The organism is Bradyrhizobium sp. 613_E4_N2_2 (assembly GCF_052075995.1).
GTDB classification, from domain to species: Bacteria; Pseudomonadota; Alphaproteobacteria; order Rhizobiales; family Xanthobacteraceae; genus Bradyrhizobium; species Bradyrhizobium barranii.
This window is the reverse complement of sequence record NZ_CP197234.1, coordinates 679,332-695,460: the sequence shown is the minus strand read 5'-3', so window position 1 is coordinate 695,460 and position 16,129 is coordinate 679,332. Positions and strand designations below refer to the sequence as shown.

Genomic DNA, 16,129 nt, shown 5'->3' with positions numbered 1-16,129 from the left:
CGCAAGACGGGCAAGACACAGCCGCGCGCGTTAACCGTCCGTTAACCAACGCAGCCTAGCCTGCGGTAATCGTCCAGCCATCATTAGCTCGAAATGCCTTCCCGGTTCGCTCCAGGAGAAGCGCCAATGTGCGTTGCGTTGTTGACGTATGCCGATCTCAGTGCCCGGCTCAATATCTCGCGCGAGGCCGCTCGTGCCCTGGCGAGACGTCGCCGTTTGCCGCGCTCGCGGTCGGAGGACGGCAAGGCCCTGGTGAGCGTCGATCTCTCCGAACTCCGCTACACGCCCCGCCCGCGGCGGGCCCGCCGGGCGGACCCCCTCGATGCCTCCCTGGCAAAAGTCGAGACATTGGAGCCATTTCCGTTCCGACGAGATCGGAACGGGGCTCCAGATTCCTGTTCTGACGCGTTTTCCTTGCGCGAACCGGTACCCACTTCGCTCGAAAACGCTATGGAGACCGAAGCATTGAAGGCGGAGATCGCGCGGCTCGAAGCCCTCGCAGCCGGCGCCAGGTTAGTTTTCGAGCGCGAGCGCGAGCGCGCCGATCGCCTTGCCGTCGAGCTGCTGCAGGCGGCCGCCGAGACGGCGGCAGCCAATGCGTGGGCGGCACGACTGGAAGACGAAGTGGCGGACTTACGGACCGGTCGCCAGGCTGGCGGCGCGACCGCGGGACAAGCCGCACGTCGATTGGGACATCTGGCCGCGGCCATCGTGGGCGCAGACCGCGCGGCTCGCAGATAGCACTCGAACCCTTCTCCATCCCGGCCTGCCGGAGCAATCGCGAGGACAGAATGACTGGCATGACCGATATTCACGAGATGAAGGCGCGCATTGTCGTATTCGGGGTCGGCGGCGCCGGCGGCAATGCCGTCAACAACATGATCACATCCGGGCTGCAGGGGGTCGACTTCGTCGTCGCCAATACCGACGCGCAGGCGCTTGCGATGTCGAAGGCGCCGCGCCTGATCCAGCTGGGCACCCAGGTCACCGCAGGCCTCGGCGCCGGCTCCCAGCCTGAATTGGGACGCGCCGCAGCCGAGGAGGTCATCGATACGATCCGCGATCAGTTGACCGGCGCGCACATGGTGTTCGTGACGGCCGGCATGGGCGGCGGGACCGGCACCGGGGCGGCACCCATCATCGCCAGGACCGCGCGCGAGCTCGGCATCCTCACGATCGGCGTGGTCACCAAGCCATTCTATTTCGAGGGCCAGCGCCGCATGCGCTTTGCCGAAGCCGGCATCGAGGAACTGCTGAAGACGGTCGACACCCTGCTGATCATCCCGAACCAGAACCTGTTCCGGGTGGCCAGCGCGAAGACCACCTTCGCCGATGCCTTTGCCCTTGCCGACCAGGTGCTTTATTCGGGCGTGGCCTGCATCAGCGACCTCATCGTCAAGGAAGGCCTGATCAATCTCGATTTTGCCGACGTTCTCTCCGTGATGCGGGAGAAGGGCAAGGCCATGATGGGACGGGGCGAGGCTTCCGGCGAGAAGCGCGTGCTCGCCGCCGCCGTGGCGGCCATTTCCAATCCGCTGATCGAAAACCCCTCGATCAAGCGCGCCAGTGGCCTCATCATCTCCATCACCGGCGGCAAGGATCTCATGCTGTACGAAGTCGACGAAGCCGCGACGCGGATTCGCGACGAAGCCGACCCGGACGCCAACATCATCGTCGGCGCCTCGTTCGACGAAAGCCTCGAAGGCATCGTCCGCGTCTCGGTGGTGGCGACCGGGATCGACAATGTCGACCCGGCGCAGCTGGCGGCGCCGGTGGAAACCGCACTCACGCAGCTCGCCGGCAGGCTGCGCGACGACAGCCGCCGCATCGCCGATCGCATCGAGCAGCGCAGTGCGCCGCTTCCGCACGTGGAAAGCCCGCCGCTCCGCCCGGCGGCCGGCCGACCCGCAGTGCAACCGGCAAGGCCCGATCCGGAATATGCGCGCCGCGCGGCGCCTCAGCCGCTCGATCCCTACGGACGCACCTCTCCGCGCAACATCGCCGACGAAGACCTTCTCGACATCCCGGCCTTCCTGCGCCGCTCCGCTAATTGAGCGGGCGCGGGGGGTTATCTGTCTACCGTGGGGGCAATCGCTCAAGCGCGATGCCCCCACATCGTCATGGCCGGGCTTGTCCCGGCCATCCACGACCTTTCCCACGGCACGAAGAACGTGGATGCCCGGGCCTTCGCCTCGCCGAAGCGGCTTCGGCCGCGCAGGCGGGACAAGCCCGGGCATGACGAGTTTGTGGCCCCGGCTGTGCCGAACCACTGTGATATGAGGCTCTGATATCTCACCGCGAAACGCGTCCTCATCCTGAGGAGCCCGCCGTAGGCGGGCGTCTCGAAGGATGGCCGCAGGCGAGCTTGCGATCTACGCAGCGCGCGCCACGTTCACGCTGCCGTGCTGCGCGGGGTCTCCGCTGGTTCCCTTTTTTCCGGCTCCTTGTCGCGAGACAGCCATGCCGGGAAGCGAAGCAGGCGATCGTTGCCGTCTTTTGGCGGCTCGATGGGCGGTGCTTCATTGGCCGAACGCGGGAGGTCCAGCACGGCCTGCCCTGCCCGCACCGCATCCGCGCGCTGATCCAGTTCGCGCATCAGGGGATCGAGCACGCTGTCGATTTCGGTCGCCACCGACACGATGAAACTGTTGAGCTCGCGAGCCTCGGGCACGACGGCCGAGGCCGACTCGATCGCCCTGGAGAGACCGTCGACGACCGGTGCGAACGCGCCGGCGGCTTGCTTGATTCGCGTTCTTATCGCTTCGATCTCGGCCAAGACGCGATCACGCTCCCGCCTGGTCTTCTCTTCCGAAAGGCGGGCTTCGATTTCGGCGATCTGAGCCGTGAGAGTCGTGGCTTCGGATGCGAGTGCATCGCGGCGCAGGCGCGCACGATCGAGATCGCGGCTGAGATTGTCCACTAGATCGTCCTTCCCGAACATGGCTTTGCTCCGTAGGACAGCCGTGACGCGAACCGCCGGCCCGATCAGCGCATGAAAGGCTGGATCGGCCAAAACAGGCATCAATTTCGGTCGCGTCATATGGGCCGACATGGTGACCCCCACCGTCCTCATTAGGCGACGACATGGTTAACAGGTGGTTAATGTCAACAGATGATGGGGCAATGGGGCACCATGCCGCCGCCGCCGACTTCGTCTCCTCGCTGCCATCCATTTTCGCTATACTCGCCCCGGTAGCATCACCGGGAGGGGCATACCGTGGAGCACGACGACCAGCACAAACCCAAAACCGAGCCGAAAAACCTCGTCATCTGCTGCGACGGCACCGGCAACGAGATCTCGGAGAACATCTCGAACGTCCTGAAGCTCTATCGCTGCCTGCGCAAGACCGACAAGACGAAGCCGCGGCAGATGGTGTTTTACGATCCGGGCGTCGGCACGGTGACGGAGCCTTCGACGTGGCACCGGCTCAAGGCCAACGTCAATCTGGTGCTGGGGCTCGCCACCGGCTACGGGCTCGATGACAACGTGCTGTCAGCCTATTGCTTCCTGGTCGAGCATTATGCGCCGGGCGACCGCATCTATCTGTTCGGCTTCTCGCGCGGCGCCTATACCGTGCGGGTGCTGGCGGGGCTGATCCACAAAATTGGTCTGATCTCGCCGGAGCAGGCGAACCTCGCAGGAAGCGGCCTCGTCGCCTACAAGCAATATTCCGGCACCGGGCGCGGCAACGACATCGAGGACCTCAAGGATGTCGCCTTCGACGAGAGCGGACCGCTGCCGAAGGACGAATTCGACCTCGCGGCGCAGTTCGCGCGAATCACCTCGACGCGCTGGCCGACCATCCACTTCATCGGCGTCTGGGACACGGTGGCGAGCGTGATCGTGCCGCGGCGCGACAATTTCTTCTTCGTGTTCAGCCTGGAGGAGCTCGCCTTCACGCTGCGCAATCCGAGCGTCAAAATCTTCCGGCAGGCGATCGCGATCGACGAGCGGCGCTGCATGTTCCGCCTCAAGGCGTACAAGGAGCCGCAGGAATATTGGCGCAACCGCTACGTGCCCGACGAGAAGAAGGAGCCGCAGGACATCCTGCAGGTGTGGTTCGCCGGCGTGCATTGCGACGTCGGCGGCGGCTATCCGGAAATCGAGAGCGGCGAGTCCAAATATCCGCTGATCTGGATGATCGAGGAAGCCGCGAAGGCCGGGCTGAACTTCAACCCGCGCACCGTGAACCAGCTCGCCTGGGGCATCCAGCGCAAGAACTCGCCGTTCCAGTATGTCGAGCCTGAATACACCGGCAAGATCGGCGAGCTGCACAATTCGATGACGGTGCTCTGGCGCGTGCTGGAATATCTGCCGAAGAGCGCGAAATACAAGGAATGGCCGGAGCGAAAGGTTTTTCTCGGCTTCTACATCCCCGATTGCGAGCCGCGCGTGATCCCCGAAGGCGCCCATGTGCACGAGAGCGTGCTGAAGCGGATGGCGGTGGAGCCGGGCTACCGGCCGGTGAACCTGCCGAAGGATTATGTGACCGTGCCGATGCCGGTGAGGCCGCATGCGGAGATGGCGGAGACGCCGGAGACGGAGCGAGTGTGAGGTGCCGCCCAAAGCTCGTCATGGGAGGCGGGAGCGCGCCACACGTTCAGCTGTCGTCCCTGCGAAAGCAGGGACCCATAACCACAGGGAGCCGTTTGGCGCGGACCAGTGGCTCGGTGCGCCCACCGCCGCCAACCGACAGATCACGCGGTATGGGTCCCTGCTTTCGCAGGGACGACAGTGGAGATGGAGACCGCCCCACCCCGCTACCGGCGCTTTCTGCGTTCGTTGCTACTTTTCATTAAAATTCTCAGGCCGCCCTTAGTCGGATCGCATCAACTCTTTTCCATCATGCCGCTCAAGACCACCCGCGCCGTCCGCGGAATTGGAGGAGAGTGCCAATGCATCCGCGCCGACATGCCCGCGTGAAACCTTCCGGGCTGGTGTCCCGCCAGGCCAAGATCATCACCGACCCGCGCGCGCCGGTGATCCCCTGCACGCTGATCGACTATTCGCCCGGCGGCGCCTGCGTCGATCTCGGCGGGCAGGTGAATATCCCCGACAGGTTCGAGCTGCTGCACGTCAACACCAAGAAGCGCTGCCGCATCGCCTGGAAGCGCGGCTCGCGGATCGGCGTGGTGTTTTAGCGGTGCTCGCCGCAACTGAATAATCCCGCCGAGCATTCCGCTCTGCTCCCTCCCCCCTTGCGGGGGAGGGTTGGGGAGAGGGGTGGCCCAGCAATAGGTGTTGGCTGCGTGCGAGGTGACGCAACACAGGCTCGCTTCATTCGATGGCGCGTGCCGTGTGGCTACCCCTCTCCCTAGCCCTCCCCCGCAAGGGGGGAGGGAACGCGGTGTGCTTGTGGCGCGACCTTTTCCAACAGCTGTCGTAGCTACGCCCGCATCCTGGCTTTCGTGCCGGCGACGATCTGCATGGCGACGCCGGCGATCCAGCCGAACAAAGCGAGCCAGGTCCACGCCAGGTGCGGCTCGAGGCGGAGCACGATGACGCCGACGGAGGCGAGCGCGGTGAGCGTCGCGCAGAGCGTGCCGGCGGCGCTGAGGAATTCCGCGGCGTCGATGGCGCTGTGCGCATCGTCGAAGGGCAGTTGCGGCGTGTCGATGCCGAGATAGAAGCCGACGAAGCCGAGCAGCATCATCAGCAGCAGGAAGCCCTGCGTGGTGAGCGGGGCGATCGAAGATCCCACATAGGCGCCGACGAACAGCCCGCACGCCGCGCCGGCCATCGCGAGGCCCACGCGCTCGAACACGTGGGCAGTCTTGCGAACACGAAACCGCATGGCGGGCCTCCCTGAGGAGTTGGGTGCGCGGGAGGGTAGGCCAGTTTCGCGGTGCGTGGAAGGTGAGGAGAGTTACGGATGCGTGAGGGCGCGGGATAGTGAGGGCACGATGGCCCGCGCTGCCCCCACCGCTGTCGTCCCGGACAAGCGAAGCGCAGATCCGGGATCCATCACCACAGGGAGAGATTTGGCGAAGACTTTAAGTTGTGCAGCGGCAACTCATACCGCGCATCATGGTGAGATCACGCGGTATGGGTCCCTGCGCCCCGTGCGCAATTGCGCACTAGGCAGGGACGACAGTTGTGAGTGCAGCGCCCGCTCGCGCCCTACCTCGCCCCGAACGTGGTCTTGCCGAACAGCGCCTTTTGCGTCGACGGCTGCGAGCGCCAGTATTGCGGCGGGGCTTCGACTTCGCCGCCGAGTTCGGCCGCGGCGTGCCAGCCCCAGCGGGGATCGTAGAGCAAGCTGCGGCCGAGCGCGACCATGTCGGCCTTGCCGGATGCCACGATCTCTTCGGCGTGTTTGGCTTCGGTGATTAGGCCGACGGCGATGGTGGGCAATCCGGTCTCGCGCTTGATGGCCTCGGCAAACTGCACCTGATAGCCGGGGCCGAGCGGGATCTTCTGCAGCGGCGAGACGCCGCCGGAGGAGGCATCAATCCAGTCGACGCCGCGCGCCTTCAGCGCGTTTGCGAATGTGATGGTCTGCGCCAGATCCCAGCCACCCTCGACCCAGTCGGTCGACGACACCCGCATGCCGACCGGCTTGTCGTGCGGGAACACGCTGCGCACCGCATCGTAGATCTCGAGCGGAAAGCGCATGCGGTTCTCGAGCGAGCCGCCATATTCGTCGGTGCGCTTGTTGGAGATCGGCGACAGGAACTGATGCATGAGATAGCCGTGCGCGCCGTGCAGCTCGATCGCGTCAATGCCGAGCCGGGCAGCACGCTTGGCGCTGTCGACGAAGGCGTCACGGATGCGCTTCAGGCCCGCGGCATCGAGCGCCAGCGGCGCGGCCTCGCCTTCCTTGTGCGGCAGCGCCGACGGGGCCACCGTCTGCCAGCCGCCCTCACTCTGCGGAATGAGCTGGCCGCCGTCCCAGGGCCGCGCGCTGGAGGCCTTGCGGCCGGCATGGGCGAGCTGCATCGCGATAGCCGTGGAGGAATGCTTGCGCACGGAGGAGAGGATCTGCTTCAGCGCGGCTTCGCAGGCGTCGCTGTAGAGCCCGAGACAGCCCGGCGTGATGCGCCCGATCGCCTCCACATGGGTCGCCTCGATGCAGAACATCGACGCGCCCGACAGCGCGAGGTTGTTGATGTGGGTGAAGTGCCAATCGGTGGCGACGCCGTCGTCGGCCGAATACTGGCACATCGGCGACACGACGACGCGGTTCTTCAGCGTCAGGCCGCGCAGCTTGATCGGGGAAAACAGGGCGCTCATGCGGGGAGTTCCGGGGGATGGAGGAATGGAAGCGATTGCATGAAGTTTAGTAGCCCTACGGCGAATTGCCAGCTGCACGGCGGACATGCCCGCCCGCGGCGCCATGCATTGCGCGCGTCATATGATCACAAGGCGGAGATAACCCTCGGCCGCTTGCCAGGAACTCCGCTGTCATCCCGGGGCACGCGGAGCGTGAGCCCGGGATCCAGAACCACGGGATTGGGTTTTGCGAAGATCGGCAACAGCGAGTCTTCGCCAAACGTCTCCCTGTGGCTATGGGTCCCGGGCTCGCGCGTTGCGCGCCCCGGGACGACGATCGAATTTGAGGCCCCTACTCCAGCTCCTCGAACCTGCCCGGCACGGGCTTGCCCATGCGGATGCGGCCGTCGGGCAACAGCTCGCCGTCGGCTTCGGCCGAGAACTGGATCGTGTTGCCGCCGCCGTCGCGCTTGCTGACCTTGCCGAGCGGGCCGAGCTTGTCGGCAAGCGCGGTGTCGTCGAGCACGAACACGCGGTACTCGGTGAGGTGAAAGCGGCGCGGCGCCTGCCATGTCAGCGCGGGCACGGATGTGCGCATGTCGCCGTCGGTCTTGATGTCGACGCTGCGGCCGGTCACGTCGCGGAACAGGTCCGGCCCGGCGACCAGCCGCGCGCGGCCGCCGTCGATGGCGTAGAGATTCAGCGTGACGATATGGCGCTCGCTGCGGAACGAGACCGCAACGGTGCGCGAATCCTGCGACCAGGCGGCGTGGAAGGCATCCGGCGCCGAGTCCAGAATGTTGTCGTCGTTGACATTGTCGAGCGTCATCAGCCGGCGATGGCCGGGCTCAGCCATCAGGTAGATGCGAAAGCCTTCGCTCCCGGACTCGCCGCCGCCATGGGCTGCGACGGACAGCTTCCCATTCGGCGCACGGCCGCCCTGGATGATGGCGTATTCGTTCTTTCCATACCGATGCTCGGCCGTGGCGAAGGCCGGCGACAGCGCGGCGAGCGTGAAAATGAGGGCGAGGGCGAGGATGGCGCGGCAGGGCATGACGGTTTGTCGGAGAAGGGCGGGCGGACGTTCACTCCACCAGCGTGAACTGCAGCAGCAGCGTGCGCTGGAGCATCGAGAAATTGTCGTCCGACACCAGCGTCAGCACGGTCTCGCCCTCGGGCGTGACGTGGGCGTCGATGCCTTCCATGTTGTCGACCTCGTGGCCGAGATCGGCGGCGAACAGCGCAGGGCCGTCGACCAGCGCGTTGGGCGCGATGGATTTCAGGGGGATCGACCGGATGCGGATGTTGATGCCGGTGAACCAGGAGAATTTGCGTTCGAGGATGAGAAGCTCGCCGGACGGCAGCAGCACGGCATCGCTGATGTCGAATTTTTCGGTGCGGCGGACGCTGAACTGGCCGGGCGACGGACCGCCGATCAGGAACGCGACCAGGTTGCCGTCGGCATCGAGCCCGCGCTCGGAGAAAGCGATCAGGCTGCCGGCCAGCGGCTGGCCTTTCGGCACGACGACCATCGCTTCGAGCCCCTTGTTGGAGGGCAGCTTCCGCACGGCAGGCGGCGTCGGCAACACCTCGCCGCGGGCACGCGTGCCGCCTTTCGCGAAATCGAAGCGCAGGACCTGGTTGACGCGTTCGAGCCCGACATAAACGACATTGCCGTCGCGCGCGAGCGACTCGGTGTCGTACCAGAACCGCTTCTCCGTGATCGGCCGGCCCTCGGAATTGAGCATCGGGGACGCCTCGACATCGTCGAGCCCGATCATCTTGCCGCCGGAATAGCGGATGCTGCCGGTGAACCAGCCGCCCTGGTCGGAGATCGCGAGGAAGCGCTCGCCCTTCGCATCGAGCCGGATGGCGGACAGGCCGCCGAAGCCGCGATAGGGCGAGGTCAGCACCAGGCCGCTGCGATATTGCAGCTGACCGAAGCGCACGCGCGAGCGGTCGCGCGGCTCGAAATTGGGAATCGGCCGCGCGTTCACCTCGACGCTGACAGCCTCGGTGACGGCGTGCTCGATCTGCGCGGCGCGCGGCGGCGCATCGGTCGTGGGCTGCGCCTGCGCCAGTCGGGAGAGTGCGAGAGTGGAAAGTCCCGCCGCCGCGTGGCCAAGAAAGCTGCGGCGGGACGATTGCGTGCTCACGAATGCAGTTTGCGCCGCGGGCGACCGGCCTGATGCGTGGGCGCGGTGTTGGTCTCGCTGAACAGCTCGGCGAGCTTCTCGGTGATGGCACCGCCGAGCTCTTCGGCATCCACGATCGTCACCGCGCGGCGATAGTAGCGCGTCACGTCATGGCCGATGCCGATCGCGATCAGCTCGACCGGCGAGCGGGTCTCGATCTCCTCGATGATGTGGCGCAGGTGCCGCTCGAGATAGTTGCCGGGATTGACCGACAGCGTGGAATCGTCGACCGGCGCACCGTCGGAGATCATCATCAGTATCTTGCGCTGCTCGGGCCGGCCGAGCAGGCGCTTGTGCGCCCAATCCAGCGCCTCGCCGTCGATGTTCTCCTTCAGCAGACCCTCGCGCATCATCAGGCCGAGATTCTTCCGCGCGCGGCGCCAGGGGGCGTCGGCGGACTTGTAGATGATGTGACGGAGATCGTTGAGGCGGCCGGGATTGGCCGGCTTGCCGGCGGCAAGCCACGCCTCGCGCGATTGCCCGCCCTTCCAGGCGCGCGTGGTGAAGCCGAGGATCTCGACCTTGACGCCGCAACGCTCCAGCGTGCGCGCCAGGATGTCGGCGCAGGTCGCGGCGACCGTGATCGGGCGGCCGCGCATCGAGCCGGAATTGTCGAGCAGCAGCGTCACCACGGTGTCGCGGAACGTCGCCTCCTTCTCGTGCATGAAGGACAGCGGGTGATAGGGATCGGTCACCACGCGGGACAGCCGTGCGGGATCCAGAATGCCCTCTTCGAGATCGAAGTCCCAGGCGCGGTTCTGCTGCGCCATCAAGCGCCTCTGAAGGCGGTTGGCGAGGCGGGCGACGATGCCCTGCAGATGCGCGAGCTGCTTGTCGAGATAGGCGCGCAGGCGCTCCAGCTCGTCATGGTCGCAGAGGTCTTCGGCCGCGATGACCTCGTCGAATTTCGGCGCGAAGGCATGATATTCCGGCCCGCGCGGCTCGTTCTTGCCGTGCGCGTTCGGACGCGTCGCCTCGCCCGGCGTCTCGTCGTCGCCGAGCTCGCCGTCGTCGAACGTGTCGGAGGTCGAGGCCTGCGCGCTTTCCATCGCGCTCTCGCTCATCTCTTCGCTGGAGGCCTGCGCCTGGTCGGCGCTCATCTCCTGCGCGGCGTCGGAATCGGGCGAGCCTTCGGCGCCGGACTGGTCGTTGTCGCCGTCGCGGTTTTCCTCGTCGTCATCGTTGTCTTCGCTGTCGGCGCTGCGCTCGTCGCCGAGTTCGAGCGCGGTCAGCAGGTCATGCACGGCGTCGCCGAACCTGGTCTGGTCCTCGACCAGGCCATCGAGCCGGTCGAGCCGCTTGCCGATCTTGTCCTCGAGAATGGGCCGCCAGAGATCGACCATCTTCTTCGCCGCCGTGGGCGGCGCCATGCCGGTCAGGCGCTCGCGCACCAGCATCGCCAGCGCATCCGCCAGCGGCGCATCGGCACGGTCGGTGATTTCGTCGAACTTGCCGCGATGGAAATGATCGTCGAGCATCGCGCTGAGGTTTTTCGCAACGCCCGCCATGCGGCGCGCGCCGATCGCCTCGACGCGGGCCTGCTCGACCGCCTCGAACACGCCGCGCGCCTGCGGATTGCCGGGCATCAGCTTGCGATGCAGCTTTGCATCGTGACAGGCGATCTTGAGCGCGATGGAGTCGGCGTGGCCGCGCACGATCGCAGCGTCACGCTTGGTCATCTTGCGCGCGGGCTCGGGCAGCCGCGCTTTGCCCGGCGCCAGACCAGGGCGCTCGGCAGCAAAACTGACCTCGAGCTCCGGCGACTTCGCGATCGCCTTCAGGCAGGAGGCCACCGAGCGCTTGAACGGCTCGGTCGGGGCTTCCTTGGTGTTACGGAATTTGGAGTTGGATGATGATGTGCTCATAGCGACTTCGTAAACGAGTGGCGCGTCACGCCGCCGGGATAGCCCTTGAGGGTGCCGAACTCCTCGTACCCGCAGGAACGATAGAAGCCCGGCGCCTGGAAACTCATCGTGTCGACATGGGCCTGGATCGCGCCCTGCCGTCTTGCCTCGTCCTCGATCGCCGCGATCAGCTTCGTGCCAAGACCCTTGCCGCGCTGCTTCTGGTCGATCCAGAAGTACTGGATGAACAGAACCGTGGCCCACAGGTGTCCGACGATGCCGCCGACGATCTTGCCGCGGTCTTTCAGCGAGACCGCGATGCTCCTGACCTTCTGCTTCCCGAACTGCTCGTCGTTATAGGCGCCGAGCCCGGCGAGCACAGCCTTCTTGGTGGTCCCAATGGTGCGCTCGACGGTGATGTTTGGCATGGTCTAGCTGAGCGCCACGTTGACCGCCGATTCCGGCAGCTCCGCGTTGAAGCAGCGCTGGTAGAACTCGGCGACCAGGGGACGCTCGAGCTCGTCGCACTTGTTGAGGAAGGTGACCCGGAACGCGAAGCCGATATCGCCGAAGATATCAGCGTTCTCGGCCCAGGTGATCACCGTGCGCGGGCTCATCACCGTCGACAGATCGCCATTGGCGAAGGCGTTACGGGTGAGATCGGCAAGGCGGACCATCTTGTTGACGATGTCGCGGCCTTCCTGCGTGCGATAGTGCTTGGCCTTGGCCAGCACGATCTCCACTTCCTCGTCATGGGCGAGATAGTTCAGCGTGGTGACGATCGACCAGCGGTCCATCTGGCCCTGGTTGATCTGCTGGGTGCCGTGATAGAGGCCCGAGGTGTCGCCGAGGCCGACCGTGTTGGCGGTCGAAAACATGCGGAAGGCCGGATGCGGCTTGATCACCTTGTTCTGGTCGAGCAGCGTCAGGCGTCCGGAGACTTCCAGCACGCGCTGGATCACGAACATCACGTCGGGACGGCCGGCGTCGTATTCGTCGAACACCAGCGCGATGTTGTGCTGGAGCGCCCAGGGCAAAATGCCGTCGCGGAATTCGGTGACCTGCTTGCCGTCGCGGACCACGATGGAGTCCTTGCCGACGAGGTCGATACGGCTGATGTGGCTGTCGAGGTTGACGCGCACGCAGGGCCAGTTCAGGCGGGCAGCGACCTGCTCGATATGGGTGGATTTACCGGTGCCGTGATAGCCGGTCACCATCACGCGGCGATTGCGGGCAAAGCCGGCGAGAATGGCGAGCGTGGTGGCACGATCGAAGCGGTAGTCGGAATCGACTTCGGGCACATGAGGATCGACTTCGGAATAGGCCGGGACTTCGAGATCGCTGTCGATCCCGAACACCTGGCGCACCGACACCTTCATGTCGGGCAGACCGGAAATTTCCTCAACTTTGGACAGAGCGGCGGTCGTCATCAATCCTCCGAGGCCCCGGGCGATCCCGAGACCAGTTATTTGCACGTTGGCTGCGGCTGGGTGCGGTCGCGAACTTATCAGAGACAACGTGCCGGCAGAAGCCCGCGCCCCAATCAAAGTTCCATTGTCTTTTCATTTAGATAGGCAAGGAACGCGATTTTTGGAGGGCTGCCTTGCGAATCACGCTCGAATTTCGGGCGGGAGGTGTGGCCTGCCCACGCGAATGGCACTTTTACCGCGTGCACCTACTTATGTAGGGTCCGAACCCCGGTGCTCCAGCCCCCCACGAAAGACGACGTGACGTCCTTTCTCGATCCCCTCATATCCTTCGTTTCAGCCCATGTGTGGCTGGCCTATCTGACCCTGTTCCTGGCGGCGCTGCTCGAAGCCGTTCCGGTGGTGGGGTCGGTGATCCCCGGCTCGACCATCATTCTGGCACTGAGCGCGCTGGTTCCAGGCGGGGAATTGAAGCTGCAATGGGTGCTGCTGGCGGCGGCAATCGGCGCCGTGCTCGGCGACGGCTCGGCCTACTGGATCGGGCACCGGCGGCAGCGCGAGATCCTCAACACCTGGCCGCTGACCAACTATCCGCGGGTGGTCGCCGAGAGCGAAAGCTTCTTTCACCGCTTCGGCACCTGGGCCGTGTTCTTCGCCCGTTTCGTGCCGCCAATCCGCGCCTTCGTGCCCGTCACCGCCGGCGCGTTGGGGATGCCCCCTGCGAAGTTTTATGCCGTGAATATCCCGGCGATCCTGGTCTGGGCTCCCGCGCATGTGCTGCCGGGCGTGCTGGCGGTATCGGCCTTTCACCAATATTTCGGCGTGCCGCACCATGGGCATCCGTTCAAGCACATCTGGATCTTGATGGTGGTGGCCGTGGCGATCATCGGCGGCCTTGGCATCTGGTACTACCGCCGCCGGCAGAACGGCCTCGTCGCGACGTCCAAGCCGCGGGCTTAGTGCGCCGGCGTCGTCCCTGCCTAGTGCGCAATTGCGCACGGGGCGCAGGGACGACAGCGGAGAACGACGCGCTCGCTGAGAGATTCTAACTAGCCCTTCTTCCCGGCGCCGGTCCGACATAGCGCGCCCGCGGACGGATCAGCTTGCCGAACTGTAGTTGCTCGCTGGCGTGCGCGATCCAGCCGACGCTGCGGGCCATCGCGAACAGCGCGAGCTCGCTGCCTAAGGGCAGGCGCAGCGCGTGCACGAGGACGGCCAGTGCATAGTCGATGTTGACGAGCTCGCCGGTCGCCTCGACGATCCGCTCCGGCACTTCGCGCGTGAATTTGCGCGGCGCGCCGGCACGCGCCAGCGCGTTCAGCAGCGACTGCGCGCGGGGATCGCCGCGCTTGTAGACGCCGTGGCCGAAGCCGGCAAAGCGCTCACCCAGGGCGACGCGCTCGCGCACCATCGGGGCGACATCGCGATCGACCAACGCCTTGACGAGCTGCGAGGCCAGCACGCCGGCGCCGCCATGCTTCGGCCCTTTCAACGCGGCGAGGCCGGCGATGACGGAGTCATAGAGGTTGAGGCCGGTCGATGCCGCGCAGCGCGCGGTGAAGGTCGAGGCGTTCAATTCGTGATCGGCGAGCAGCACCAGCGCGCGGCGGATGAGGTCGGGTGCCTGCTTGTTGTCGGGCGCCCAGGCCTTCGCGATCTGCTGGTGCAGCGGCTCGGATGACGGCTCGGCGTTGAGCATGGTCGCAACCAGGAGCCGGACAATGCGCCCGCCGACCATCGCGCGGCCATCGGGCGCGCGGGTGAAGGCACGCGCGTCCGCGCTGGTCGCGAGCGCCAGCACTGCGATGGCGCGGTCGATCGGCGCGGCGCGGCGCGCGGCCTCAGCGATCGCGCGCATCTCGTCGGAGATCTGGGGCTGATTGTCCGGCGTGAAGGGATCGACGTCGGAGACGTCCCACAGCAGCGTCGCCGTGTGCTCCAGCGTGTCGTTCTCGGCGAGATCGACGCAATTGACGCCGCGGTAGATCGCGCCCTCCTCGGTGATGGTCGAGATCTCCGTGTCCATGACAGGCAGGTCGGCATCGAAGCTGCGCAGGCCGCGCGGCTCCGGCGACGGCACCCGGCGCTCCTTGAGCGCGCGGACGTCCTCCGCCCGATAGCGGTTCTTGCGCGAATCCGGCGTCGGCTCGGAGCGGATCAGGCCACGGCTGACATAGGCGTAGAGCGTGGCCGGCGAGATCGCGAGCTCGGCGGCAGCCTCCCGGGCCGACAGATAGAGTTCCTCGGAATTATTCATATTGATTTATGTAATCAAGATTGATCAATCTGTCGAGAGGCCTGATTTTCTCCTGGTGCAGTGCAAAGGAGATTGGGTCATGAACATCCACCTCACCAAAAGCCAGATCGGGCTGGACGGCGTTCCCGCGGCCGAGACCGTGCTGAGCCATGTCGATGGCGAGCGCGGCGAGCTGATCATCGCCGGCGAGCATGTCGGCACCCTCGCAAGCCAGTCGAGCTTCGAGGGCGTCACCGCCCGGCTCTGGAATGGCACGAGCAAGACCACGCTGAGCGAAGCCAATGTGCGGGCGAGCCTGGGCGCGGCGCGCGAGCGTGCGTTCGCGCGTTTGCCGGAGCTGTTGCCGGCGACACGCGGCATGGGCATCGTCGACGGGTTCCGCGCGGCGGTCGCGGGCCTGCGCGCGGAGAACGGGCTGGAACATGAGGCGACGATCGTCGGCGCGTTTCCGGTGATCGCAGGCGCGCTGGTCCGTCGTGCCAGGGGGCTCGAGCCGGTTGCGCCCGATCCGAATGCGAGCCACGCCGCCGATACGCTGCGGATGCTGCGCGGCGCCTCACCGGAGCCGCGCGAGGTCGCGGCGCTGGACGCCTATCTCGTCACGGTCTGCGACCACGGCATGAACGCTTCGACCTTCACCACCCGCGTGGTGGCCTCGACGCAGGCCGATCTGTTTGCCGCCGTCACCGCCGGATACTGCGCGCTGACCGGCCCCTTGCACGGCGGCGCGCCGGAGCCGGTGCTGGAAATGCTCGATGCGATCGGCTCCAGCGAACGCATCAAGCCATGGGTCGATGCCGCACTCGCCCGCGGCGAGCGGCTGATGGGCTTTGGCCATCGCGTCTATCGCGTGCGCGATCCGCGCGCCGACGTGCTCAAGGCCGCGATCGGGCGGCTTTCGGCGGACGGTGCCGACCTGCCCTTTGCCGGCGAGGTCGAGGCCTATATCCGCAGCGCGCTGCGCAAGAAGAATCCGGACCGGCCGCTGGAGACGAACGTGGAGTTCTTCACGGCGATTCTGCTCGATGCTCTCGCCATTCCACGCCAGGCCTTCACGCCGATCTTCGCCGTGGCGCGTGCAGCGGGATGGACCGCCCATGCGCGCGAGCAACAGCGGACGGGGCGGCTGATCCGGCCGAGTTCGTCATATGTGGGGGAAATGCCGAAGGCTTCCGGCGAATAGAGCAGAAAGC

15 protein-coding genes are annotated in these 16,129 nt (G+C 65.9%); 6 read left to right on the top strand and 9 right to left on the bottom strand.

Translation table 11 applies throughout. The features are described 5' to 3' along the window. Positions 1-126: 126 nt before the first annotated feature. Together AB7290_RS03245 and ftsZ are read left to right on the top strand one after the other, a co-directional pair. Positions 127-741 carry a hypothetical protein gene (locus AB7290_RS03245; RefSeq protein WP_085399186.1) on the top strand — a complete coding sequence of 205 codons (615 nt, stop codon included), beginning with the start codon at positions 127-129 and terminating at the stop codon, positions 739-741. Between the two features lie 50 nt (positions 742-791). Continuing rightward, positions 792-2,054 carry a cell division protein FtsZ gene (gene ftsZ / locus AB7290_RS03240; RefSeq protein ID WP_085399187.1) on the top strand — a complete coding sequence of 421 codons (1,263 nt, stop codon included), beginning with the start codon at positions 792-794 and terminating at the stop codon, positions 2,052-2,054. A gap of 338 nt (positions 2,055-2,392) precedes the next feature. Here the strand turns inward: ftsZ and AB7290_RS03235 are convergent, their stop codons facing one another. After that, on the bottom strand, positions 2,393-2,776 hold the full coding sequence (locus AB7290_RS03235) for a hypothetical protein (protein ID WP_245343973.1): 384 nt from the start codon (positions 2,774-2,776) through the stop codon (positions 2,393-2,395). A 441-nt stretch (positions 2,777-3,217) separates the two neighbouring features. Here AB7290_RS03235 and AB7290_RS03230 point away from each other — a divergent pair, with 441 nt between their 5' ends. After that, positions 3,218-4,555 carry a DUF2235 domain-containing protein gene (locus AB7290_RS03230; protein ID WP_085399189.1) on the top strand — a complete coding sequence of 446 codons (1,338 nt, stop codon included), beginning with the start codon at positions 3,218-3,220 and terminating at the stop codon, positions 4,553-4,555. Positions 4,556-4,896: 341 nt separating this feature from the next. Beyond that, complete coding sequence (locus AB7290_RS03225; RefSeq protein WP_028149457.1) at positions 4,897-5,142, top strand: PilZ domain-containing protein; 246 nt, start codon at positions 4,897-4,899, stop codon at positions 5,140-5,142. Positions 5,143-5,387: 245 nt separating this feature from the next. Here the strand turns inward: AB7290_RS03225 and AB7290_RS03220 are convergent, their stop codons facing one another. From AB7290_RS03220 to cobS, 7 genes are all read right to left on the bottom strand, one after another. Beyond that, a complete protein-coding gene (locus tag AB7290_RS03220) occupies positions 5,388-5,795 on the bottom strand; it encodes a hypothetical protein (protein ID WP_063980635.1) in 408 nt (135 codons plus the stop codon). Between the two features lie 326 nt (positions 5,796-6,121). Next, positions 6,122-7,234, bottom strand: coding sequence for an NADH:flavin oxidoreductase/NADH oxidase (locus AB7290_RS03215; protein ID WP_085403583.1), 1,113 nt, complete (start codon positions 7,232-7,234; stop codon positions 6,122-6,124). 331 nt (positions 7,235-7,565) lie between these two features. Beyond that, positions 7,566-8,267, bottom strand: coding sequence for a hypothetical protein (locus AB7290_RS03210; RefSeq protein WP_063980633.1), 702 nt, complete (start codon positions 8,265-8,267; stop codon positions 7,566-7,568). Between the two features lie 31 nt (positions 8,268-8,298). Beyond that, positions 8,299-9,369, bottom strand: a complete 1,071-nt coding sequence (locus tag AB7290_RS03205) for an esterase-like activity of phytase family protein (RefSeq protein WP_085403584.1) — start codon at positions 9,367-9,369, stop codon at positions 8,299-8,301. Next, positions 9,366-11,273 (bottom strand): cobaltochelatase subunit CobT, encoded by a 1,908-nt coding sequence (gene cobT / locus AB7290_RS03200; RefSeq protein WP_014490393.1) that lies wholly within the window; start codon positions 11,271-11,273, stop codon positions 9,366-9,368. Before cobT ends, AB7290_RS03205 begins: the two co-directional genes overlap by 4 nt. Beyond that, positions 11,270-11,680: a GNAT family N-acetyltransferase gene (locus AB7290_RS03195; protein WP_028149462.1), complete on the bottom strand. Its 411-nt coding sequence runs from the start codon at positions 11,678-11,680 to the stop codon at positions 11,270-11,272. Before AB7290_RS03195 ends, cobT begins: the two co-directional genes overlap by 4 nt. Before the next feature lie 3 nt (positions 11,681-11,683). Next, complete coding sequence (gene cobS, locus AB7290_RS03190; RefSeq protein ID WP_063980631.1) at positions 11,684-12,682, bottom strand: cobaltochelatase subunit CobS; 999 nt, start codon at positions 12,680-12,682, stop codon at positions 11,684-11,686. 297 nt (positions 12,683-12,979) lie between these two features. Between cobS and AB7290_RS03185 the strand changes: the two genes are divergently transcribed. Continuing rightward, positions 12,980-13,639 (top strand): DedA family protein, encoded by a 660-nt coding sequence (locus AB7290_RS03185; protein WP_071908469.1) that lies wholly within the window; start codon positions 12,980-12,982, stop codon positions 13,637-13,639. Positions 13,640-13,724: 85 nt separating this feature from the next. On the opposite strand, the gene AB7290_RS03180 is transcribed toward AB7290_RS03185, so the two are convergent. Next, entirely contained in the window at positions 13,725-14,936 is a 1,212-nt protein-coding gene (locus AB7290_RS03180; RefSeq protein WP_071908470.1) for a citrate synthase family protein, read from the bottom strand. Between the two features lie 79 nt (positions 14,937-15,015). Between AB7290_RS03180 and AB7290_RS03175 the strand changes: the two genes are divergently transcribed. Next, positions 15,016-16,119 carry a citrate synthase/methylcitrate synthase gene (locus tag AB7290_RS03175; RefSeq protein WP_085403585.1) on the top strand — a complete coding sequence of 368 codons (1,104 nt, stop codon included), beginning with the start codon at positions 15,016-15,018 and terminating at the stop codon, positions 16,117-16,119. The last annotated feature ends 10 nt before the right edge of the window (positions 16,120-16,129 follow it).

Coding starts and splice junctions, on each gene's coding strand:
- AB7290_RS03245 (WP_085399186.1), top strand. CDS start 127: ATGTGCGTTGCGTTGTTGACGTATGCCGATCTCAGTGCCCGGCTCAAT.
- ftsZ (WP_085399187.1), top strand. CDS start 792: ATGACTGGCATGACCGATATTCACGAGATGAAGGCGCGCATTGTCGTA.
- AB7290_RS03225 (WP_028149457.1), top strand. CDS start 4,897: ATGCATCCGCGCCGACATGCCCGCGTGAAACCTTCCGGGCTGGTGTCC.
- AB7290_RS03220 (WP_063980635.1), bottom strand. CDS start 5,795: ATGCGGTTTCGTGTTCGCAAGACTGCCCACGTGTTCGAGCGCGTGGGC.
- AB7290_RS03215 (WP_085403583.1), bottom strand. CDS start 7,234: ATGAGCGCCCTGTTTTCCCCGATCAAGCTGCGCGGCCTGACGCTGAAG.
- AB7290_RS03210 (WP_063980633.1), bottom strand. CDS start 8,267: ATGCCCTGCCGCGCCATCCTCGCCCTCGCCCTCATTTTCACGCTCGCC.
- cobT (WP_014490393.1), bottom strand. CDS start 11,273: ATGAGCACATCATCATCCAACTCCAAATTCCGTAACACCAAGGAAGCC.
- AB7290_RS03195 (WP_028149462.1), bottom strand. CDS start 11,680: ATGCCAAACATCACCGTCGAGCGCACCATTGGGACCACCAAGAAGGCT.
- cobS (WP_063980631.1), bottom strand. CDS start 12,682: ATGACGACCGCCGCTCTGTCCAAAGTTGAGGAAATTTCCGGTCTGCCC.
- AB7290_RS03180 (WP_071908470.1), bottom strand. CDS start 14,936: ATGAATAATTCCGAGGAACTCTATCTGTCGGCCCGGGAGGCTGCCGCC.
- AB7290_RS03175 (WP_085403585.1), top strand. CDS start 15,016: ATGAACATCCACCTCACCAAAAGCCAGATCGGGCTGGACGGCGTTCCC.